Origin of the sequence: Bacillus sp. SH5-2 (genome assembly GCF_008368905.1) — a bacterium.
Lineage (GTDB): Bacteria > Bacillota > Bacilli > Bacillales > Bacillaceae_G > Bacillus_A > Bacillus_A luti.
Genome location: NZ_QOSD01000017.1, coordinates 198,230 through 216,603, shown reverse-complemented (window position 1 = coordinate 216,603; position 18,374 = coordinate 198,230). Strand labels below are relative to the sequence as shown.

The 18,374-nt window shown below is 38.3% G+C and carries 20 protein-coding genes; 14 read left to right on the top strand and 6 right to left on the bottom strand.

What is annotated here, in order from left to right; genetic code table 11:
* Window positions 1-7: 7 nt before the first annotated feature.
* The 14 genes from uvrA (at window position 8) to DN410_RS13530 (ending at window position 14,189) form a co-directional block, all read left to right on the top strand.
* On the top strand, window positions 8-2,878 hold the full coding sequence (uvrA, locus tag DN410_RS13595; RefSeq protein WP_149176893.1) for an excinuclease ABC subunit UvrA: 2,871 nt from the start codon (window positions 8-10) through the stop codon (window positions 2,876-2,878).
* 186 nt (window positions 2,879-3,064) lie between these two features.
* A complete protein-coding gene (locus DN410_RS13590) occupies window positions 3,065-3,445 on the top strand; it encodes a phage holin family protein (RefSeq protein WP_001267306.1) in 381 nt (126 codons plus the stop codon).
* 156 nt (window positions 3,446-3,601) lie between these two features.
* Window positions 3,602-4,531, top strand: a complete 930-nt coding sequence (gene hprK / locus DN410_RS13585) for an HPr(Ser) kinase/phosphatase (protein ID WP_001127250.1) — start codon at window positions 3,602-3,604, stop codon at window positions 4,529-4,531.
* Window positions 4,532-4,555: 24 nt separating this feature from the next.
* Complete coding sequence (lgt, locus tag DN410_RS13580; protein ID WP_149176892.1) at window positions 4,556-5,368, top strand: prolipoprotein diacylglyceryl transferase; 813 nt, start codon at window positions 4,556-4,558, stop codon at window positions 5,366-5,368.
* A 58-nt stretch (window positions 5,369-5,426) separates the two neighbouring features.
* The gene (ppaX, locus tag DN410_RS13575; RefSeq protein WP_149176891.1) at window positions 5,427-6,077 is read left to right on the top strand and encodes a pyrophosphatase PpaX; all 651 of its coding nucleotides are present in this window, start codon (window positions 5,427-5,429) and stop codon (window positions 6,075-6,077) included.
* A 77-nt stretch (window positions 6,078-6,154) separates the two neighbouring features.
* Window positions 6,155-6,667 carry an acyltransferase gene (locus tag DN410_RS13570; RefSeq protein WP_001255058.1) on the top strand — a complete coding sequence of 171 codons (513 nt, stop codon included), beginning with the start codon at window positions 6,155-6,157 and terminating at the stop codon, window positions 6,665-6,667.
* 139 nt (window positions 6,668-6,806) lie between these two features.
* Complete coding sequence (locus DN410_RS13565) at window positions 6,807-8,318, top strand: tetratricopeptide repeat protein (RefSeq protein ID WP_149176890.1); 1,512 nt, start codon at window positions 6,807-6,809, stop codon at window positions 8,316-8,318.
* Between the two features lie 85 nt (window positions 8,319-8,403).
* Window positions 8,404-9,360 (top strand): thioredoxin-disulfide reductase, encoded by a 957-nt coding sequence (gene trxB, locus DN410_RS13560; protein WP_149176889.1) that lies wholly within the window; start codon window positions 8,404-8,406, stop codon window positions 9,358-9,360.
* 162 nt (window positions 9,361-9,522) lie between these two features.
* Entirely contained in the window at window positions 9,523-10,329 is an 807-nt protein-coding gene (locus DN410_RS13555; protein WP_000455190.1) for a DUF368 domain-containing protein, read from the top strand.
* Window positions 10,330-10,558: 229 nt separating this feature from the next.
* Window positions 10,559-11,017: an NUDIX hydrolase gene (locus DN410_RS13550; RefSeq protein ID WP_001190080.1), complete on the top strand. Its 459-nt coding sequence runs from the start codon at window positions 10,559-10,561 to the stop codon at window positions 11,015-11,017.
* Window positions 11,018-11,037: 20 nt separating this feature from the next.
* Window positions 11,038-11,919, top strand: coding sequence for an RNase adapter RapZ (gene rapZ, locus DN410_RS13545; RefSeq protein ID WP_149176888.1), 882 nt, complete (start codon window positions 11,038-11,040; stop codon window positions 11,917-11,919).
* Window positions 11,920-11,922: 3 nt separating this feature from the next.
* Window positions 11,923-12,876, top strand: a complete 954-nt coding sequence (locus DN410_RS13540) for a gluconeogenesis factor YvcK family protein (RefSeq protein WP_000712184.1) — start codon at window positions 11,923-11,925, stop codon at window positions 12,874-12,876.
* A 90-nt stretch (window positions 12,877-12,966) separates the two neighbouring features.
* Window positions 12,967-13,917 carry a DNA-binding protein WhiA gene (gene whiA / locus DN410_RS13535; RefSeq protein ID WP_000006562.1) on the top strand — a complete coding sequence of 317 codons (951 nt, stop codon included), beginning with the start codon at window positions 12,967-12,969 and terminating at the stop codon, window positions 13,915-13,917.
* Window positions 13,918-13,940: 23 nt separating this feature from the next.
* A complete protein-coding gene (locus tag DN410_RS13530; RefSeq protein ID WP_000250298.1) occupies window positions 13,941-14,189 on the top strand; it encodes an HPr family phosphocarrier protein in 249 nt (82 codons plus the stop codon).
* A gap of 400 nt (window positions 14,190-14,589) precedes the next feature.
* On the opposite strand, the gene clpP is transcribed toward DN410_RS13530, so the two are convergent.
* The 6 genes from clpP to spoVAC all read right to left on the bottom strand — a co-directional run bounded on the left by clpP (window position 14,590) and on the right by spoVAC (window position 18,358).
* Complete coding sequence (gene clpP, locus DN410_RS13520; protein ID WP_001049156.1) at window positions 14,590-15,171, bottom strand: ATP-dependent Clp endopeptidase proteolytic subunit ClpP; 582 nt, start codon at window positions 15,169-15,171, stop codon at window positions 14,590-14,592.
* A gap of 240 nt (window positions 15,172-15,411) precedes the next feature.
* Entirely contained in the window at window positions 15,412-16,281 is an 870-nt protein-coding gene (locus tag DN410_RS13515; protein ID WP_149176886.1) for a DUF421 domain-containing protein, read from the bottom strand.
* Between the two features lie 20 nt (window positions 16,282-16,301).
* Window positions 16,302-16,508, bottom strand: coding sequence for a DUF1657 domain-containing protein (locus DN410_RS13510; RefSeq protein WP_002167398.1), 207 nt, complete (start codon window positions 16,506-16,508; stop codon window positions 16,302-16,304).
* Window positions 16,509-16,517: 9 nt separating this feature from the next.
* Window positions 16,518-16,868 carry a stage V sporulation protein AE gene (gene spoVAE / locus DN410_RS13505; protein WP_000575919.1) on the bottom strand — a complete coding sequence of 117 codons (351 nt, stop codon included), beginning with the start codon at window positions 16,866-16,868 and terminating at the stop codon, window positions 16,518-16,520.
* A complete protein-coding gene (gene spoVAD / locus DN410_RS13500; RefSeq protein ID WP_149176885.1) occupies window positions 16,865-17,881 on the bottom strand; it encodes a stage V sporulation protein AD in 1,017 nt (338 codons plus the stop codon). The genes spoVAE and spoVAD overlap by 4 nt, the downstream gene beginning before the upstream one ends.
* The gene (gene spoVAC / locus DN410_RS13495; protein WP_000095399.1) at window positions 17,882-18,358 is read right to left on the bottom strand and encodes a stage V sporulation protein AC; all 477 of its coding nucleotides are present in this window, start codon (window positions 18,356-18,358) and stop codon (window positions 17,882-17,884) included.
* Between the last annotated feature and the right edge of the window lie 16 nt (window positions 18,359-18,374).

Here is an 18,374-nt window from a genome sequence, read left to right as displayed (position 1 = left end):
AGTGAGCATGAGCAAGGATTTTATTGTTGTAAAAGGTGCTAGAGCACATAATTTAAAAAATATTGATGTAACCATTCCGAGAAATCAGCTTGTTGTTGTAACGGGATTGTCTGGTTCAGGGAAATCATCATTAGCATTTGATACGATTTATGCAGAAGGGCAGCGCAGATACGTAGAATCGTTATCTGCGTATGCACGCCAATTTTTAGGACAAATGGATAAACCGGATGTAGATACGATTGAAGGGTTGTCACCAGCGATTTCAATCGATCAAAAAACGACGAGTCGGAATCCACGTTCAACTGTCGGAACAGTGACGGAGATTTATGACTATTTGCGTTTATTATTTGCGCGAATTGGTACGCCAATTTGTCCGAATCATGGAATTGAAATTACATCGCAAACAGTAGAACAGATGGTAGACCGTGTTCTCGAATATCCTGAACGTACGAAATTGCAAGTACTAGCGCCTATGGTGTCAGGACGTAAAGGTGCACATGTAAAAGTACTTGAAGATATTAAGAAGCAAGGTTATGTTCGTGTACGTGTTGATGGGGAAATGCTTGATGTATCTGAAGAGATTACGCTAGATAAAAATAAGAAGCATTCCATAGAAGTTGTAATTGACCGTATTGTTGTGAAAGAAGGAATTGCAAGCCGTCTTGCGGATTCACTTGAAAGTGCATTAAAGCTTGGTGGGGGACGAGTGTTAATTGATGTTATGGGAGAAGAGGAACTTCTGTTTAGTGAACATCATGCTTGTCCGCATTGTGGTTTTTCAATTGGAGAATTAGAACCGCGTATGTTCTCATTCAATAGTCCGTTCGGTGCATGTCCTTCTTGTGATGGACTTGGCTCAAAGCTAGAGGTAGATTTAGAGCTTGTTATTCCGAACTGGGATTTATCGTTAAATGAACATGCGATTGCGCCTTGGGAACCGACAAGTTCACAATATTACCCACAACTTTTACAATCTGTATGTAATCATTACGGCGTTGATATGGATATGCCTGTGAAAGATATACCGAAAGATTTATTTGATAAAGTGTTGTACGGAAGCGGTGAAGAGAAGGTTTACTTCCGCTATGTAAATGAATTTGGTCAAGTGAAGGAAAATGAGATTTTATTTGAAGGTGTTATTCCGAATATAGAGCGTCGTTATCGTGAGACGAGTTCTGATTATGTTCGTGAGCAAATGGAGAAGTATATGGCAGAGCAAGCTTGTCCGAAGTGTAAGGGTGGGCGCTTAAAGCCTGAGAGTTTAGCTGTTTTCGTTGGTGATAAAACGATTGCTGACGTAACGAAGTATTCTGTTCAAGAAGTACAAGAATTCTTCTCGAATGTGGAGCTAACGGAGAAACAACAAAAAATTGCTCATTTAATTTTAAGAGAAATTCAGGAGCGTGTTGGGTTCTTAGTAAACGTTGGTTTAGATTACTTAACGCTAAGTCGTGCCGCAGGAACTTTATCAGGTGGTGAGGCGCAGCGTATTCGTTTAGCAACGCAAATTGGTTCTCGTCTTACTGGTGTACTTTACATTCTTGATGAGCCTTCTATCGGTTTGCATCAGCGCGATAACGATCGCCTTATTCGTACATTGCAAGAAATGCGTGATTTAGGTAATACGTTAATTGTCGTTGAACATGATGAAGATACGATGATGGCCGCTGATTACTTACTTGATATCGGACCAGGTGCCGGTATTCACGGTGGGCAAGTCGTATCAGCGGGGACACCAGCTGAAGTGATGCAAGATGAGAATTCATTAACAGGGAAGTATTTAAGCGGTAAAGAGTTTATTCCGGTTCCACCTGAAAGACGTAAAGGTGACGGACGTAAAGTAGAGATTGTCGGTGCAAAAGAGAATAACTTAAAGAATGCGAAAATGTCATTCCCACTTGGTACGTTTGTAGCGGTAACGGGTGTATCTGGTTCTGGTAAAAGTACGATGATTAATGAAGTGCTATACAAATCGTTAGCTCAAAAGTTATATAAAGCGAAAGCGAAGCCAGGAACTCATAAAGAAATTAAAGGTCTTGAACACTTAGATAAAGTTATTGATATTGATCAATCGCCAATCGGTCGTACACCACGTTCCAACCCAGCGACGTATACAGGTGTATTCGATGACATCCGTGATGTGTTTGCACAAACGAATGAAGCGAAAGTACGTGGATATCAAAAAGGACGTTTCAGTTTTAACGTAAAAGGTGGACGTTGTGAAGCGTGCCGCGGTGATGGGATTATTAAAATTGAAATGCACTTCTTACCAGACGTATACGTTCCGTGTGAAGTTTGTCACGGTAAACGTTACAACCGTGAAACGTTAGAAGTAAAGTATAAAGATAAGAACATTTCTGAAGTGTTAGGGATGACAATTGAGGACGGGGTAGAGTTTTTCGCTAATATCCCAAAAATTAAGCGTAAACTTCAAACGCTTGTAGATGTTGGGCTTGGTTATATGAAATTAGGTCAGCCAGCAACGACATTATCTGGTGGTGAAGCACAGCGTGTGAAATTAGCTTCTGAATTACATCGTCGTTCTACAGGACGTACGTTATATATTTTAGATGAGCCAACGACTGGTTTACATGCACATGATATTGCACGTCTTCTAGAGGTATTGCAGCGTCTTGTTGAAAGCGGAGAGACAGTTCTTGTAATTGAGCATAATTTAGATGTTATTAAAACAGCTGATTATATCGTTGACCTTGGACCAGAGGGTGGAGACAAAGGTGGACAAATTGTTGCTTCAGGAACGCCAGAGCAAGTAGTGAAAGAAGAGCGCTCGTATACAGGTAAGTATTTAAAAGAGATTTTAAATCGTGATAAAGCAAGAATGAAAGAGAAAATAAAAGAAGTAGAGCTATCGCAATAAATTTATTGATGAAAACCGAGTGGAAATGACGCTCGGTTTTTATTTTACGAGGAAAACTGGTAAGTGTGTTAGTAGGTATACAAGCATAAAGGGTAGAATAAGTTGATATAAGCGCTCGTAGGATACTTGCGTTTATTGTCTATTAGCGTATGATGAAATATATATGTTAAAAGGATGTGTAACGAAATGAGATGGATTGTATCACTTCTTGTAAATAGCGTTGTGTTAATCGCTGTATCGGGACTTTTAAAAGGGATTGCACCAGACGCGTTTTACGTAGCAAATATACAAACTGCAATTATTGCGAGTATTATATTAGCGATTTTAAATGTGTTCGTAAAGCCGTTTTTAATTTTAATTACGCTACCAATTACTGTTGTAACTTTCGGGTTCTTCTTAATTGTTATTAATGCGATTACGTTAAAAATAACAGATTCATTATTAGGGGATGCTTTCAATATAACAGGGTTTGGTGTAGCTATTGTTGCGGCAATTTGTATTTCAATTTTCAATATGATCATTGAAAAAGCAATTGTTGAACCGTTATATGAAAAAAAGAGAAAGTGACAAAAGGAAAAACATTTCATCATTCGTATGAAATGTTTTTTTCTATTTATTAGAAACCGTATTTCTTGTTTCCAGAAAAAAATGGTACAATATCCGGTAGAATGGAATTTTACATCAAATGAGACTGAACCCGCAGCGGAGTGGAGGTTTATACATATGCCGAAAGTAAGGACAAAAGATTTAATTGAACAATTTCAATTGGAGTTAATAAGTGGTGAAGAAGGAATTCATCGTCCGATTGATACAAGTGATTTATCACGACCTGGAATTGAGATGGCAGGATTTTTTACATATTATCCAGCTGATCGCGTGCAGCTTCTTGGAAAGACGGAGCTTACGTTCTTTGACACGTTAACGTCAGAGCAAAAACAAGAGAGAATGAAAGCGCTTTGTACTGAGGAGACGCCATGTATTATTGTAACTCGTAATCAAGATGTACCAGATGAGTTGCTGCAAGCATCACGTGAATCAGGTATGCCTTTATTACGTTCTTCTCAAACGACAACGAGATTATCAAGTCGTTTAACAAACTATTTAGAAGGTAAGTTAGCACCGACAACTGCTGTTCATGGTGTGTTAGTAGATATTTATGGTGTTGGTGTTTTAATTACAGGTCAAAGTGGTGTCGGTAAAAGTGAGACAGCTCTTGAACTTGTAAAACGTGGTCATCGCCTTGTTGCGGATGATAGTGTAGAAATTCGTCAAGAAGATGAAGACATGTTAGTCGGAAGCTCGCCAGATTTAATTGAGCATTTATTAGAAATTCGTGGTTTAGGCATTATTAACGTTATGACGTTATTCGGTGCAGGAGCGGTGCGAAATTATAAGCGTATTACACTTGTTATTAATCTTGAAATTTGGGATCAAAAGAAAAATTATGATCGCTTAGGTCTTGATGAAGAGAAGATGAAGATTATTGATACAGAACTTACGAAGATTACACTTCCAGTTCGTCCTGGTCGAAACTTAGCTGTTATTATTGAAGTGGCAGCGATGAACTTCCGTTTGAAACGTATGGGAGTTAATGCAGCACAACAGTTCTCTGAACGATTAATGAGTGCGATTGAGTTAGGCAATCAGGAGTAAACATTGGAGAGGGAGGTCATACATATGCTGTTAGGTTCTGTACCACAGCTTGACCGCGTAGCTATCCAACTTGGGCCATTCCCTGTATATTGGTACGGGGTTATTATCGGTACAGGTGTGCTATTAGGTCTTTGGCTAGCAACTCGCGAGGGAGAAAGGCTAGGTATTCCAAAAGATACATTTGTTGACCTTGTATTAATTGCAGTACCGGTCGCTATTCTATTTGCGAGAATGTACTATGTTATTTTTGAATGGGAATATTACGCGCAAAACCCGAGTCAAATTATTAATATTCGTCAAGGTGGTTTGGCGATTCATGGTGGTTTAATCGGAGCTGTTATTACAGGTGTTCTTTTTGCGAAACGACGCGGGCTTTCGTTCTGGAAGTTGGCGGATATTGCTGCGCCAAGTATTTTACTAGGACAAGCAATTGGCCGATGGGGAAACTTTATGAACCAAGAGGCGCACGGTGATGAAGTAACGAGACAGTTTTTAGAAGGTCTTCATTTACCAGATTTCATTATTAATCAAATGTACATTGAGGGTGTGTATTATCACCCGACGTTTTTATATGAATCATTATGGAATTTCGCGGGAGTAATTCTATTACTTGCATTACGAAAAGTGAATTTACGCCGCGGGGAATTATTCTTCACATATTTAATTTGGTATTCAGTAGGACGCTTCTTCGTAGAAGGATTACGTACAGATAGTTTAATGTTAGGACCACTTCGTATTGCACAAGTAATGTCAATTGGGCTTATTGTTATTTCTATTATTTTCATTATCGTGAGACGAAAAATGGGGCAAGCTGATAAAAGATATTTAGAAAAGTAGCATCTTATAATAAGATGCTGCTTCTTTCATATTCAGGAAAGCGAAAGGACGAAATGCAATGCAAATAAATACAGTGTTATTTGATTTAGATGGAACGTTAATTAATACAAACGAACTTATTATCTCTTCTTTTTTACATGTGTTACATACATATTATCCAAATCAGTATAAGCGTGAAGATGTATTGCCATTTATCGGTCCATCTTTGCATGATACTTTCAGCAAGATTGATGAAAGTAAGGTTGAAGAGATGATTGCATGTTATCGCCAATTTAACCATGAGCATCACGATGAATTAGTAGAAGAATATGAAACTGTATATGAAACAGTCCGAGATTTGAAGAAGCAAGGTTATAAAGTTGGTATTGTTACAACGAAAGCGAGACAAACGGTTGAGATGGGCTTAAAGTTGTCGAAGCTTGATGAGTTTTTTGATGTGGTCGTGACAATTGATGATGTAACGCATGTGAAACCACATCCAGAACCACTTCAAAAAGCGCTCGAATTACTAGATGCAAAACCAGAAGAAACATTGATGGTTGGGGATAATCATCACGATATTGTTGGCGGACAAAATGCGGGTACGAAAACAGCTGCGGTTTCATGGACATTGAAAGGTAGAGCATATTTAGAAGCTTATAAACCAGATTTTATGTTAGATAAAATGAGTGACTTACTACCGATTTTATCCGGTATGAATCGTTCATAAAGGTTCGAGTAAGTTAGTAGGGATGCGTGTCCCTACTAACTCAAAGTTTTACTTTTTTTAGTGGAGGAGCGAGCTAAGTGCGACGGACAACGCGCTATCCTGTTTCAGGAGAGAATTCATTATGGAATGTGTATAAAACAGTTTCTTTTTGGAAGGTAATGAAGAATTTTATTATTATCCAAATTGCACGTTACACGCCATTTTTATCTGTGAAGAATTGGTTGTATCGTACGTTTTTACGTATGAAGGTAGGAGAGAAAACATCATTTGCACTTATGGTAATGCCAGATATTATGTTTCCAGAAAAGATAGCTGTGGGAGAAAATTCGATTATTGGCTATAACACAACGCTTTTAGCACATGAATATTTAATTCGTGAATATCGTCTTGGAGAAATCGTCATTGGAGATGAAGTGATGATTGGAGCAAATACAACGATATTACCAGGTGTGAAAATTGGAGATGGCGCGATTGTCTCAGCAGGCACACTTGTTCATAGAGATGTACCGAGCGGTGCTTTCGTAGGCGGAAATCCAATGCGAATTATTTATACGAAAGAGCAAATGGCGGCTAGAGAAGTCTCATACTAAAAATGTAACATTTCTCCTCTTTTTTTATGAATAAAAAGGAAATAATTGAGTATAATATACTGTTTTGTTTTTTACGGAATCGTTTATACTTATAGATAGAAGAATGTGTGAGCGAAGAAAACAAAAAACTGGAGGATATATGGGGAAAAATCAAAGAATATATAAGGAGAACGGACAAGTTATCTCTTTTAATCAATTAGCGGACTTCTTTTATAAAAAAGGGATGAGAGCTTACAAAGGGCAGAAATTGCAAGATGCAATTAAATATTTTCGAAGAGCGGCACAAAGTGAGAAGGAGCCGTTTATTTTATGCCAATTAGCAATAACATTGTCTGAATATGGTGAATATCAAGAGTCGAATCAAATCTTCTTAAAGCTAATAAAATCTAATCCAGAACTTGAACAGTGTTATTATTTTATTGCAAATAATTATGCATATATGGGGCTATTTCAACAGGCGAAGAAGTATGCGGAGCGCTATTTAGATGTTGCAGAAGAGAAGGAATTTGTAGAAGATACATTAGAATTGCTTGAAATTATGGAAGAAGAAGCGATGGGTGCGGAAGAGATTGAAGATGAAGATGATTTAATTGTTATGCAGGAAGAAGCGAATCGTTATATTCGTAACGGACAATTAGAGGAAGCAATTGCTACGTTAGAAATTGTTACGAAAGATTATCCGGAATTTTGGTCAGGTCATAATAATTTAGCCATCGCACATTTCCAATCTGGTAATGTAGATAAGGCGCTGAAGTTAACAGAAATGATTTTAGAGAAAAATCCTGGTAATATACATGCGCTTTGTAATACGCTTATTTTTCTATATTCAATTGGAGAGCATAAACAAGTAGAAGCATTAGCTGGGCAGCTCGTTTCAGTATATCCAATTTCATTTGAACATCGTTTGAAACTCGGAACGACACTTGCAACAATTGGTCATTTCGAACCTGCATATAAATGGTTCAAAGTATTAAAACGTCAAGGATACGAAGGAGACGTTAGTTTTTATTATTGGTTTGCATATTCTGCTTATATGGTGAAAGATCAGCAAGTGGCTGAAAAAATGTGGCAACATGTTGTAGAATTGCATCCTGATAAAAAAGGAAAAGAACCGTGGAATGCACTGAATTTAGCAGATGAAGGGCAAAATGTATTATTTGAAGAATTACGAAAATCATTTCAGCAAAGTGCGACTCTAGAGGAGCAAATGCTAGCTTTATATTTAATGAATGAATTGTCAACACCAGAGAAGGTTGGATTCTTCTTTGATGTAACGCAAGCGAAGAACGGTGTTCCAATTGTATCGCAACTTGCAAAATACTTCTTTTTACTGAATAGCCACAAGAGTATTCCAGCTGATTTACAGCAATTTGAACAGTGCGTGCGAATTGCGGATGCGTTATACAATTATACGAAAAAAGATGATGAATTAATCGAAGAGTGTTTACAATTTTGGTTTTGTACATTCATACGTTTATATACATCTGGAGCGGTTTTTACAAACGTGTACGGATGGTCAGCGGCGGTTGAATATATTGTGCGCGGCGAACAAGGAAATAAGATGACACAGTCGGAGCTTGGAGATGTATATAATGTTTCTGTAGCGACTGTTCGAAAGTATGTGCAGGCTGTGAAGCGTACGCACACATAAGATAAGCAAATCATTGGGAAAAAAATGATGCTAACAGTATAATGAGGGTAACTTAATTGTGTAGGAATGGATAGGAGTGAATAGTGTGTCAGAAGAAAAAATTTATGATGTCATTATTATTGGTGCAGGACCAGCTGGTATGACAGCTGCAGTATATACATCTCGTGCGAATTTAAGCACATTAATGCTTGAGCGTGGTATTCCAGGCGGACAAATGGCAAATACAGAAGATGTAGAAAACTACCCAGGTTATGAGTCTATTTTAGGACCAGACTTATCAAATAAAATGTTCGAGCATGCGAAGAAATTTGGTGCTGAATATGCATATGGTGATGTGAAAGCAGTCATCGATGGTAAAGAGTACAAAACAATTATTGCTGGTAAAAAAGAATATAAAACACGTGCAATTATCGTTGCAAGTGGTGCAGAATATAAAAAAATCGGTGTACCAGGTGAAACAGAACTTGGCGGCCGCGGTGTATCATACTGTGCGGTATGTGATGGCGCATTCTTTAAAGAGAAAGAACTTGTTGTTATTGGGGGCGGAGACTCTGCTGTTGAAGAGGGTGTGTTCTTAACACGCTTCGCATCAAAAGTAACAATCGTTCACCGTCGTGACACTCTTCGTGCACAGAAAATTTTACAAGATCGTGCTTTCCAAAACGAGAAAGTAGATTTCATTTGGAATCACACTATTAAAGAAATTAACGAAGCGAATGGTAAAGTAGGAAGCGTAACGCTTGTAGACGTAAACAGTGGAGAAGAGAAAGAAGTCAAAACTGACGGCGTATTCGTATACATCGGTATGTTACCATTATCAAAACCATTCGTTGAACTAGGTATTACAAATGAAAATGGTTATGTTGAAACAAACGAGCGTATGGAAACGAAAGTTCCTGGTATTTTCGCGGCTGGTGATGTTCGCGAAAAAATGCTTCGTCAAATTGTAACAGCAACAGGTGACGGTAGTATTGCAGCACAAAGCGCACAACATTACGTAGAAGAGCTATTAGAAGAACTAAAAACTGTAACAGAAAAATAAGGGGTACTATACCTTTGAGAAGAAAGCTACCGATAGGGGGCTTTCTTCTTTTTTTTGTAAATGTCAAAGTTTTGTCAAAAATAAGTAGGATTATAAGCTTTCTTATTGATATACTGGACTTTACGGAAAAAATCACTATAAGAAATGAGGAGTTTATTCAGTATGGAATGGCGTAATATATATCGTGGATTTTGTATGGGCGTTAGTGATTTAATTCCTGGTGTGAGCGGCGGTACAATCGCTGTTGTGTTAGGGATTTATGAACAATTGCTTGCGGCAATTAGCGGGTTCTTTAGTCGTGAATGGAAAAAACATTTAGGATTTTTAATTCCCCTTGCTGCTGGTGTGGCGGCAGCGTTTTTAACGCTAAGTCATGTTATTAAATATTTACTTGCAAATCATTATGAACCGACTCAATTTTTCTTCCTCGGTTTAATAATTAGTATATTACCGATGTTAATGAGAGAAGCTGATGCAAAGGCGTCATTTAAAGGTAAGCACATTGCTTTATTAATAATCGCAGCAATTCTTGTTGCGATAACAGCGTTCTTTAAGCCAGATAAGGCAGCAGATCCAATTACAACGTTAACAATTTTAAATGCAATTGGTTTGTTTTTCGCAGGATGGATGGCTAGTATGGCTATGCTTCTTCCTGGAATTAGCGGATCGTTTATTTTATTAATCATTGGTGTGTATCCAACAGCAATTAACGCTTTAACTACACTTAATTTACCATTAATCGTGGTTATTGGTGCAGGTGTTATGGTCGGATTTGTTGTAAGTAGTAAAGGAATTAGTTTTTTACTGGATCGTTATAAAAGTATGACATTTGCGGCAATTATTGGACTAGTTATCGGTTCGATTGTAATTGTGTTCCCTGGTATTCCAACTGGTGGATTTTCAATTGTAAGTTCAATTATTACCTTTATTCTAGGGTTTGCAATTGTTACTTATTTCGGTAAGAAATAAGGGTTTTAGTCCCCTTAGCGATAAAAATCGTTAAGGGGACTTTTTATGCTGTTTATTGACAGTTCAAGCATTTACATTGCTTGTTCTAGAAAGCTTTTCTACAATTGTTGAGTAGCATATGCTTAACAAAAGAGGACTGGCTCCTTCGTTGTAGCAAACTGTTTTTGATAGTATAATGAAATGAGTATGCAGTGAGAAATTTCGCTGCAAGTAGCTGAGGTGAAGAAACATGCAAAGAGTGACAAACTGTGTGTTAATTAGAGATAATGAAGTACTCTTACTCCAAAAGCCTCGTCGAAATTGGTGGGTTGCACCAGGCGGGAAAATGGAGCGTGGTGAGACAGTGAGAGATTCCGTTGTTCGCGAGTATCGTGAAGAAACAGGTATTTATTTAAAGAACCCAGCGTTAAAGGGGGTCTTCACCTTTGTCATTCAAGAAGGTGATAAGGTAGTTTCTGAATGGATGATGTTCTCCTTTTTAGCAACAGATTTTGCAGGAGAAAACAAACTAGAGAGCGAAGAAGGCATCATTGGTTGGCATACATTTGATAAAATTGATGATTTAGCAATGGCGCCAGGAGATTATCACATTATTGATTATTTAATTAAAGGGAATGGCATAATCTACGGTACATTTGTATATACCCCAGATTTTGAGTTGCTTTCATATCGATTAGATCCGAGTTAAACCGGCAAGGAGAGGATACGATGACAGAGAATAATGATATAAAAATGGTAATTATTACAGGAATGTCTGGAGCTGGAAAAACAGTAGCTTTACAAAGTTTTGAAGATTTAGGATATTTTTGTGTAGATAATTTACCACCAATGTTATTGCCAAAGTTTATTGAGCTTATGGCGAATTCAAAAGGGAAAATGAATAAAGTAGCACTTGGCGTTGATTTACGTGGCCGAGAGTTTTTCGAACATTTATGGGGAGCACTTGATGATTTATCAGAACGTACATGGATCATTCCTCATATTTTATTTTTAGATGCAAAAGATAGCACACTTGTAACTCGTTATAAAGAAACGAGACGTTCGCATCCACTTGCGCCAACTGGCTTGCCATTAAAGGGAATCGAGGCGGAGCGTAGCTTATTAATTGATATGAAGGCACGAGCGAATATTGTGCTTGATACATCAGAGTTAAAACCGAAAGAATTACGTGAAAAAATTGTTCAACTGTTTTCAACTGAAACTGAGCAAGCATTTCGTGTAAATGTTATGTCATTTGGATTTAAGTACGGTATTCCAATTGATGCCGATTTAGTATTTGATGTTCGTTTTTTACCAAATCCATATTACATTCCACATATGAAGCCATTAACAGGACTAGATGAAGAAGTTTCATCGTATGTACTGAAATTTAATGAGACGCATAAGTTTTTAGAGAAACTAACGGATCTCATTACTTTCATGCTTCCTCATTATAAGAGAGAAGGCAAGAGCCAACTTGTAATTGCAATTGGATGTACAGGTGGACAACATCGTTCTGTTACGCTTACAGAATACCTTGGGAAACATTTGAAACCAGAGTATAGCGTTCATGTATCTCATCGTGATGTGGAGAAAAGAAAGGGCCATTAAGGGATGAAAAAAGAGAGAAAACCTAAAATTGTCATCATGGGAGGAGGGACTGGACTCTCTGTTTTATTACGAGGATTAAAGCAATATCCTGTTGATATTACAGCAGTTGTTACAATCGCTGATGATGGTGGCAGTTCAGGTAGATTACGTGATGAGCTAGAAATTCCGCCCCCAGGTGATATTCGTAACGTACTTGTTGCGTTGTCGGATGTAGAGCCACTGGTGGAAGCTTTATTTCAGCACCGTTTCACAACGGGAGACGGACTGAAAGGTCATGCGTTAGGAAATTTACTATTAGCAGGTATGACTTCAATTACAGGAGACTTTTTCCATGCAATTACGGAAACGAGTAAAGTATTAAATGTCAGAGGACGTGTATTACCAGCAGCGAATCAAAGTGCGGTACTACATGCTGAACTTGAAGATGGAGAAATTGTAACGGGTGAATCCAAGATTCCTTATTACGGAAAGAAGATTAACCGTGTCTTTTTAACTCCAGAAGATGTAGAACCGTTACATGAAACGCTAGCTGAGATTAAGCGAGCTGATTTACTTGTTTTCGGTCCTGGAAGTTTGTATACGAGTATATTGCCGAATTTAGTTGTTAACAAAATTGGGGACGCTGTTCTTGCTGCAAAAGCAAAGAAGGTATATGTATGTAATGTTATGACGCAAGCGGGTGAAACGATGGGATATACAGCGTTTGACCATGTGCAGGCGTTGCATGATCATTTAGGGCAACCATTTATCGATACTGCAATTGTAAATAACCGTGATATTCCTTGTGAATTACGTAAATTATATGAGGAAGAAATGTCGGGACCAGTTGTAGTGGATGAAGAACGTTTTGCTGAAAATAATGTTAATGTAATTCAAGATCAATTAGCGAAGTATGATGATCATGTTGTAAGGCATGATACATTAAAGTTAGCTTCTATTTTATATTCACTGTTGTAGATGTGCGTTATCTCTTTATGAGATAGCGCTCCTTCATTCATATAGGACAAGATTTTTGTTCCACAATAATCGTATAAGGAGGTGTTGACTGTGTCATTTGCATCAGAAACAAAGAAAGAGTTGACGAATCTGGAGATGAAGGAATGCTGTGAGAAAGCAGAATTATCAGCGTTGCTTCGAATGAACGGATCACTTTCTTTTTCAAACCGTCGTCTATCTATTGATATTCAAACGGAAAATGCAGCAATTGCAAGAAGGATTTATACGCTTTTGAAAAAGGGATATGACGTAACGGTAGAATTACTTGTTCGTAAAAAAATGCGATTGAAGAAAAATAATGTATATATTGTGAGGCTTGTTGAGAAATCACGTGAAATATTAGCAGATCTTCATATCGTTCGCGACGACTTTTCATTTATTCGAAATATATCGCAAGAATTAATTGAGAAGAAATGTTGTAAACGATCGTATTTACGCGGTGCATTTTTAGCAGGTGGTTCAGTAAATAACCCAGAAACATCATCTTATCATTTAGAGATCTTTTCGTTATATAAGGAACATAATGATGCTATATGTGAACTGATGAACGGATTTGATTTAAATAGTAAGACGTTGGAAAGAAGAAAAGGGTATATTACGTATTTGAAAGAAGCAGAGAAAATTACGGAATTTTTAAATATTATAGGTGCTCATAATGCACTTTTAAGATTTGAAGATATTCGAATTGTGCGCGATATGCGTAATTCAGTAAATCGTTTAGTGAACTGCGAAACAGCTAATTTAAATAAAACAATTGGTGCAGCGCTAAGACAGATTGAAAATATCCGCTATATTGATGAGACGGTTGGTCTTGATATTTTGCCAGATAAATTACGCGAAATTGCACAACTACGAAGAGATTATCAAGATGTAACATTGAAAGAGTTAGGTGAGATGGTATCCGGGGGGAAAATTAGTAAATCGGGTATTAATCATCGTTTGCGTAAAATCGATGAGATTGCAGAGAAATTACGCGCGGGGGAACCAGTAGTAAAAAAATAAGAGGTTAAAGGGGAAATGGAGCTGTGGTTCAAAAACAGGTTAAAGTTTCATTAAAAAACGGTTTACAAGCACGTCCGGCTGCGTTGTTTGTACAAGAGGCAAATCGTTTTCATGCAGATATTTTCATCGAGAAAGATGGAAAGACAGTGAATGCAAAGAGCATAATGGGGATTATGAGCTTAGCGATTGGAACTGGTAGCATGATAACAATTACAACGGAAGGTTCAGATGCAGAAGAGGCTTTAGAAGCGTTAGCTGCATATGTACAATAAAACTGCTATCGCATATGTGCGATAGCTTTTTTGTTTTTACTGTTTGTTGGTCGGGGCGGGGTATGTAGGGGTTATGTGTTTGTCGAGAATTGTCGGTAAGTCGATAAGTTGTGTCGAAACGTCGATATATTAAAATAATCGCCGATATAATTGGAGTTACGGTCGATATATTTGAAAAATCACTGATATATTTAGGTGGATACAGGGTGGGGTATGTGTGTGCGGAGGTTTGACTATAAAAAAAGCGCCCTATTATAGGGCGCTTCCGCTTTTAGTTATATCCAGCTCCGGCGGCTAGAACAGTCGGTCGTTTCACCCCTTCATTCGAGGCAAAAAGCGCCTCGGAATCAGGGGTTCCAACTTCCTCCTGTTCTGAACGAGCCGCCTCCGCTTTTAAGTATTAACGATTTGTAAAGATCTTATCGATTAAACCGTATTCTAGAGCTCTTTCTGCTGTCATGAAGTTGTCGCGGTCTGTGTCGCGTTGTAGTACTTCAAGTGGTTGACCTGTACGGTCAGCTAGAATTTGGTTTAGTTTTTCACGTAAGAATAGGATACGTTTTGCAGCGATTTCGATTTCAGTCGCTTGACCTTGTGCTCCGCCAAGTGGTTGGTGAATCATTACTTCACTGTTTGGGAGTGCGAAACGTTTTCCTTTTTCACCTGCTGCTAGTAAGAATGCACCCATAGATGCCGCCATACCGATACAGATTGTTGATACTTGCGGTTTAATAAACTGCATTGTATCGTAGATTGCCATACCTGCTGTGATAGAACCACCAGGGCTGTTGATGTAGATATGAATATCTTTTTCAGGATCTTGAGATTCCAAGAATAAAAGCTGGGAAACGATTGAGTTAGCTACGTTGTCATCAATTGCACTACCAAGCATAATGATGCGGTCTTTTAATAGTCGAGAGTAAATATCGTAAGCGCGTTCTCCACGATTTGTTTGTTCAATTACTGTAGGAATTAAATTCATCTGTTATTTCCTCCTTCTAAAGCTTTCTTAGTCTTATAATACAATTATGGTCAATAAAGGTCAAACGAAACCACTTTAAATCAAAAAAATATGTAGTTGTACCATGAATTATTCGCTATGTTTTTGAAATTCCCTGCTTATGTATCTTCAACATCATAACCGAATTACATAAATTTAAACGTCATGAAAGCTGTAGAAAAAAGAAAAGAACGCCTTTTGACGGGAGCGTTCTTTCACTATCTATTCTTTTAAAAGGTAGGTAACTTTATTTAAAATCTTTTCGACTTGTTTCGCATTTTTACTATACATTTCACTTGCTGTTTTGGACTTGGTTTCTAAAGAAAATAGTTCAAGATCAGCATGACATTTTTTTAAAGATGCCAATAATAAAGGCTTGTTTTGAGGAGAAGGCATTTGGAGTTTGTCATTGTAAATGTCGATAGTAAGTTGTCCATATGAGTCAACTTGAGCAAGGAAGACATTCTCGATGACAACACCGAGTTTTTCGAGCTCAGAATGTAACCAAGCGCGGTTATGTCCACTAGAGGATAAGGGTTCATCTAAGACATTGCCATCCATAATAACAGTTTGTGGTTCCTTTTCATTCGGTACTTTTAAGCCGATGTCTTTTGCTGTAAGTGGTTGGCGGTCTTTTTTCAATAATACATTTAATTCTCCGCTCGGTTCTAACACAGCAAATTCAACATCAGCTACGCTGAAAGCATCTTTTCCACGGAGAAGTTCCAGTAATTCGTCACTTGTATATTTTTCTTTCTTTAAGTTATCTTCGAGTATCTTTCCGTCTTTTATTAATACGGTAGATTTTCCTTCAAAAAAATCTCGAGCTGTTTTGTTCTTTAAAGAGAGGATTCCTGTGAAAAAAGGTACCACAGCGAAAATGAGTATCGCAAAGACGCCGTGGAAAAATTTTGAATCGAGCCCTGTAGATACTTGGGCAGCAATGTCACCGATTGTCATTCCGGCTATGTATTCAAAAAAGGAGAGCTGAGAGATTTGTCTTTTCCCTAACCATTTCGTAATAGCGAATAAAATAATTAATATGAATACAGAGCGAAGAATGACAAGTGTCCATTCCGGCAGGTGAGACATAGTCATTTCCTCCAGTCTACTTAAAACCCTTTATATTGAGGTTCTTCACGTTCTAATACTGAAACTCTATTCTGTAAATCAGCAATGATGCTGTCCATTTCTAACATGCATTCATGAAATACACGTTTTGATTCCGCGTCCTGTGAATTTAGTGAAAGAGAGCTTAAACTTGCTTGAGCGCCCCTTACACTAGCGAGGCAGGTTTTAACGCTAGCAATAACTGTCATACGAACACCTTATCCTTTCGGTTTGAATAGTAATGCTCCAATGAAGCCGAAAATAATAGCTGCAGATACGCCGGCGCTCGTTACTTTAAACATACCGGTAATAACGCCAACGATGCCATGTTTTGCAGCTTCTTCCATTGCGCCGTGAACGAGGGCATTACCGAAACTTGTAATAGGTACAGTTGCCCCAGCTCCAGCGAAGTCAATTAATGGTTCATACAAGTTGAATCCATCTAATATAGCTCCGGCAACAACGAGTGTTGCCATTGTATGAGCGGGTGTTAGTTTGCCGACATCAAACATAAGTTGTCCGATTACACATATGAGTCCGCCAATGACGAAAGCCCAGAAAAAAATCATTGCGTTGCACCTCCAAATTCAATCGAAACGGCGTGAGCGATACACGGAATCGTTTCTTCTTGTTGGAATGTAAGTGGAGATAGTAAAGCGCCTGTCGCAACGACAAGTATTTTTTTGAACTCTCCTCTTTTCATTCGGTTTAATAAATGACCGTATACGACCGTTGCGGAACATCCAGGCCCGCTAGCACCAGCTATGACAGGTTGTCCTTCTCTATAAATGAGTATCCCGCAATCTTGAAATTGTTCGCTCGTTACTTTCGTTCCGTGTTTATGTAGTAAGTCATAAGCAATTTCGCGACCGACATGTCCGAGGTCACCCGTTACGATTAAATCGTAGTAAGAGGCGTCAATTTGGCGTTCACGTAAATGGGCTTCAATTGTATCGACGGCAGCTGGAGCCATTGCGCCTCCCATATTAAACGGATCCGTTAATCCCATATCAATCACTTTTCCGATTGTGGCTGATGTTACCCTAGGACCGTGTCCAGTATCGCTTAAAATAGCGGCTCCTGCTCCAGTTACTGTCCACTGTGCAGTAGGTGGCTTTTGTCCACCATATTCGGTAGGATAGCGGAATTGTTTTTCTACAGCTGTATTATGACTGGATGCACCAGTTAATAAATATTTTGCGCCTTTTGCATTTACGATACTTGCCCCGAGTGCTAAGCCTTCCATCGAAGTAGAACAAGCACCGAATAATCCGAGATAGGGGGTGCCTAGTGTACGACACGCAAAGCTTGTAGGAGTAATTTGATTAATTAAATCTCCGGCGAGTACGAATTGAATATCGTCTTTACGAAGTTCTGCTTTTTCAGTAGCGCGGCTACAAGCTTCTTCGAATAAAATTTTGTGTGCTTTTTCATAAGAATCTTGTCCGAGCCATAAATCTTCATGAAGGATATCGAAGTCCTCAGGGATGTTCCCCTTTGCTTCAAATGGCCCGCCAACGACTCCAGTTGAAATGATAACTGGTTTGTTTTCAAATACCCACGTTCGGTGTCCTTGTAACATTTATAGCCCTCCCCATTGAACGAGAATCGTTTTAATAAGTGCGATGACGAAAGCGGAAAATACACCAAACAAAATAACAGAACCAGCTAATTTAAACATGTTACCGCCAACACCAAGGACAAATCCCTCTGTTCGGTGTTCGATACAAGCGGCAATAACAGAGTTACCAAATCCAGTAACAGGTACAGCTGTGCCTGCTCCAGCAAACTGTCCAAAACGATCGTATATACCAAATCCAGTTAGTAACATGGAGATGAAAATAAGAGTTGCGACTGTTGGATTTCCTGCTGAACGCTCGGTGAAATCGAAATATGTGATATAAAACGTAGAAATGAGTTGTCCGATGAAGCAAATAAAACCACCGACGAAAAAGGCTTTTATACAATTTTTTAAAACAGGGCGCTTCGGTTCTCGTTCTTGTTCGAATTTTTTATACTCCTGTTGCACAGGGGTTAAGTTTTTATCTTTACTAGACATTGCAATCCTTCCTTTT

Excerpts from the sequence above, each read along its gene's own strand:
- uvrA (WP_149176893.1), top strand. The coding sequence starts at position 8 with ATGAGCAAGGATTTTATTGTTGTAAAAGGTGCTAGAGCACATAATTTA.
- DN410_RS13590 (WP_001267306.1), top strand. The coding sequence starts at position 3,065 with ATGAGATGGATTGTATCACTTCTTGTAAATAGCGTTGTGTTAATCGCT.
- hprK (WP_001127250.1), top strand. The coding sequence starts at position 3,602 with ATGCCGAAAGTAAGGACAAAAGATTTAATTGAACAATTTCAATTGGAG.
- lgt (WP_149176892.1), top strand. The coding sequence starts at position 4,556 with ATGCTGTTAGGTTCTGTACCACAGCTTGACCGCGTAGCTATCCAACTT.
- ppaX (WP_149176891.1), top strand. The coding sequence starts at position 5,427 with ATGCAAATAAATACAGTGTTATTTGATTTAGATGGAACGTTAATTAAT.
- DN410_RS13565 (WP_149176890.1), top strand. The coding sequence starts at position 6,807 with ATGGGGAAAAATCAAAGAATATATAAGGAGAACGGACAAGTTATCTCT.
- DN410_RS13555 (WP_000455190.1), top strand. The coding sequence starts at position 9,523 with ATGGAATGGCGTAATATATATCGTGGATTTTGTATGGGCGTTAGTGAT.
- DN410_RS13550 (WP_001190080.1), top strand. The coding sequence starts at position 10,559 with ATGCAAAGAGTGACAAACTGTGTGTTAATTAGAGATAATGAAGTACTC.
- rapZ (WP_149176888.1), top strand. The coding sequence starts at position 11,038 with ATGACAGAGAATAATGATATAAAAATGGTAATTATTACAGGAATGTCT.
- DN410_RS13540 (WP_000712184.1), top strand. The coding sequence starts at position 11,923 with ATGAAAAAAGAGAGAAAACCTAAAATTGTCATCATGGGAGGAGGGACT.
- clpP (WP_001049156.1), bottom strand. The coding sequence starts at position 15,171 with ATGAATTTAATTCCTACAGTAATTGAACAAACAAATCGTGGAGAACGC.
- DN410_RS13515 (WP_149176886.1), bottom strand. The coding sequence starts at position 16,281 with ATGTCTCACCTGCCGGAATGGACACTTGTCATTCTTCGCTCTGTATTC.
- DN410_RS13510 (WP_002167398.1), bottom strand. The coding sequence starts at position 16,508 with ATGACAGTTATTGCTAGCGTTAAAACCTGCCTCGCTAGTGTAAGGGGC.
- spoVAE (WP_000575919.1), bottom strand. The coding sequence starts at position 16,868 with ATGATTTTTTTCTGGGCTTTCGTCATTGGCGGACTCATATGTGTAATC.
- spoVAD (WP_149176885.1), bottom strand. The coding sequence starts at position 17,881 with ATGTTACAAGGACACCGAACGTGGGTATTTGAAAACAAACCAGTTATC.
- spoVAC (WP_000095399.1), bottom strand. The coding sequence starts at position 18,358 with ATGTCTAGTAAAGATAAAAACTTAACCCCTGTGCAACAGGAGTATAAA.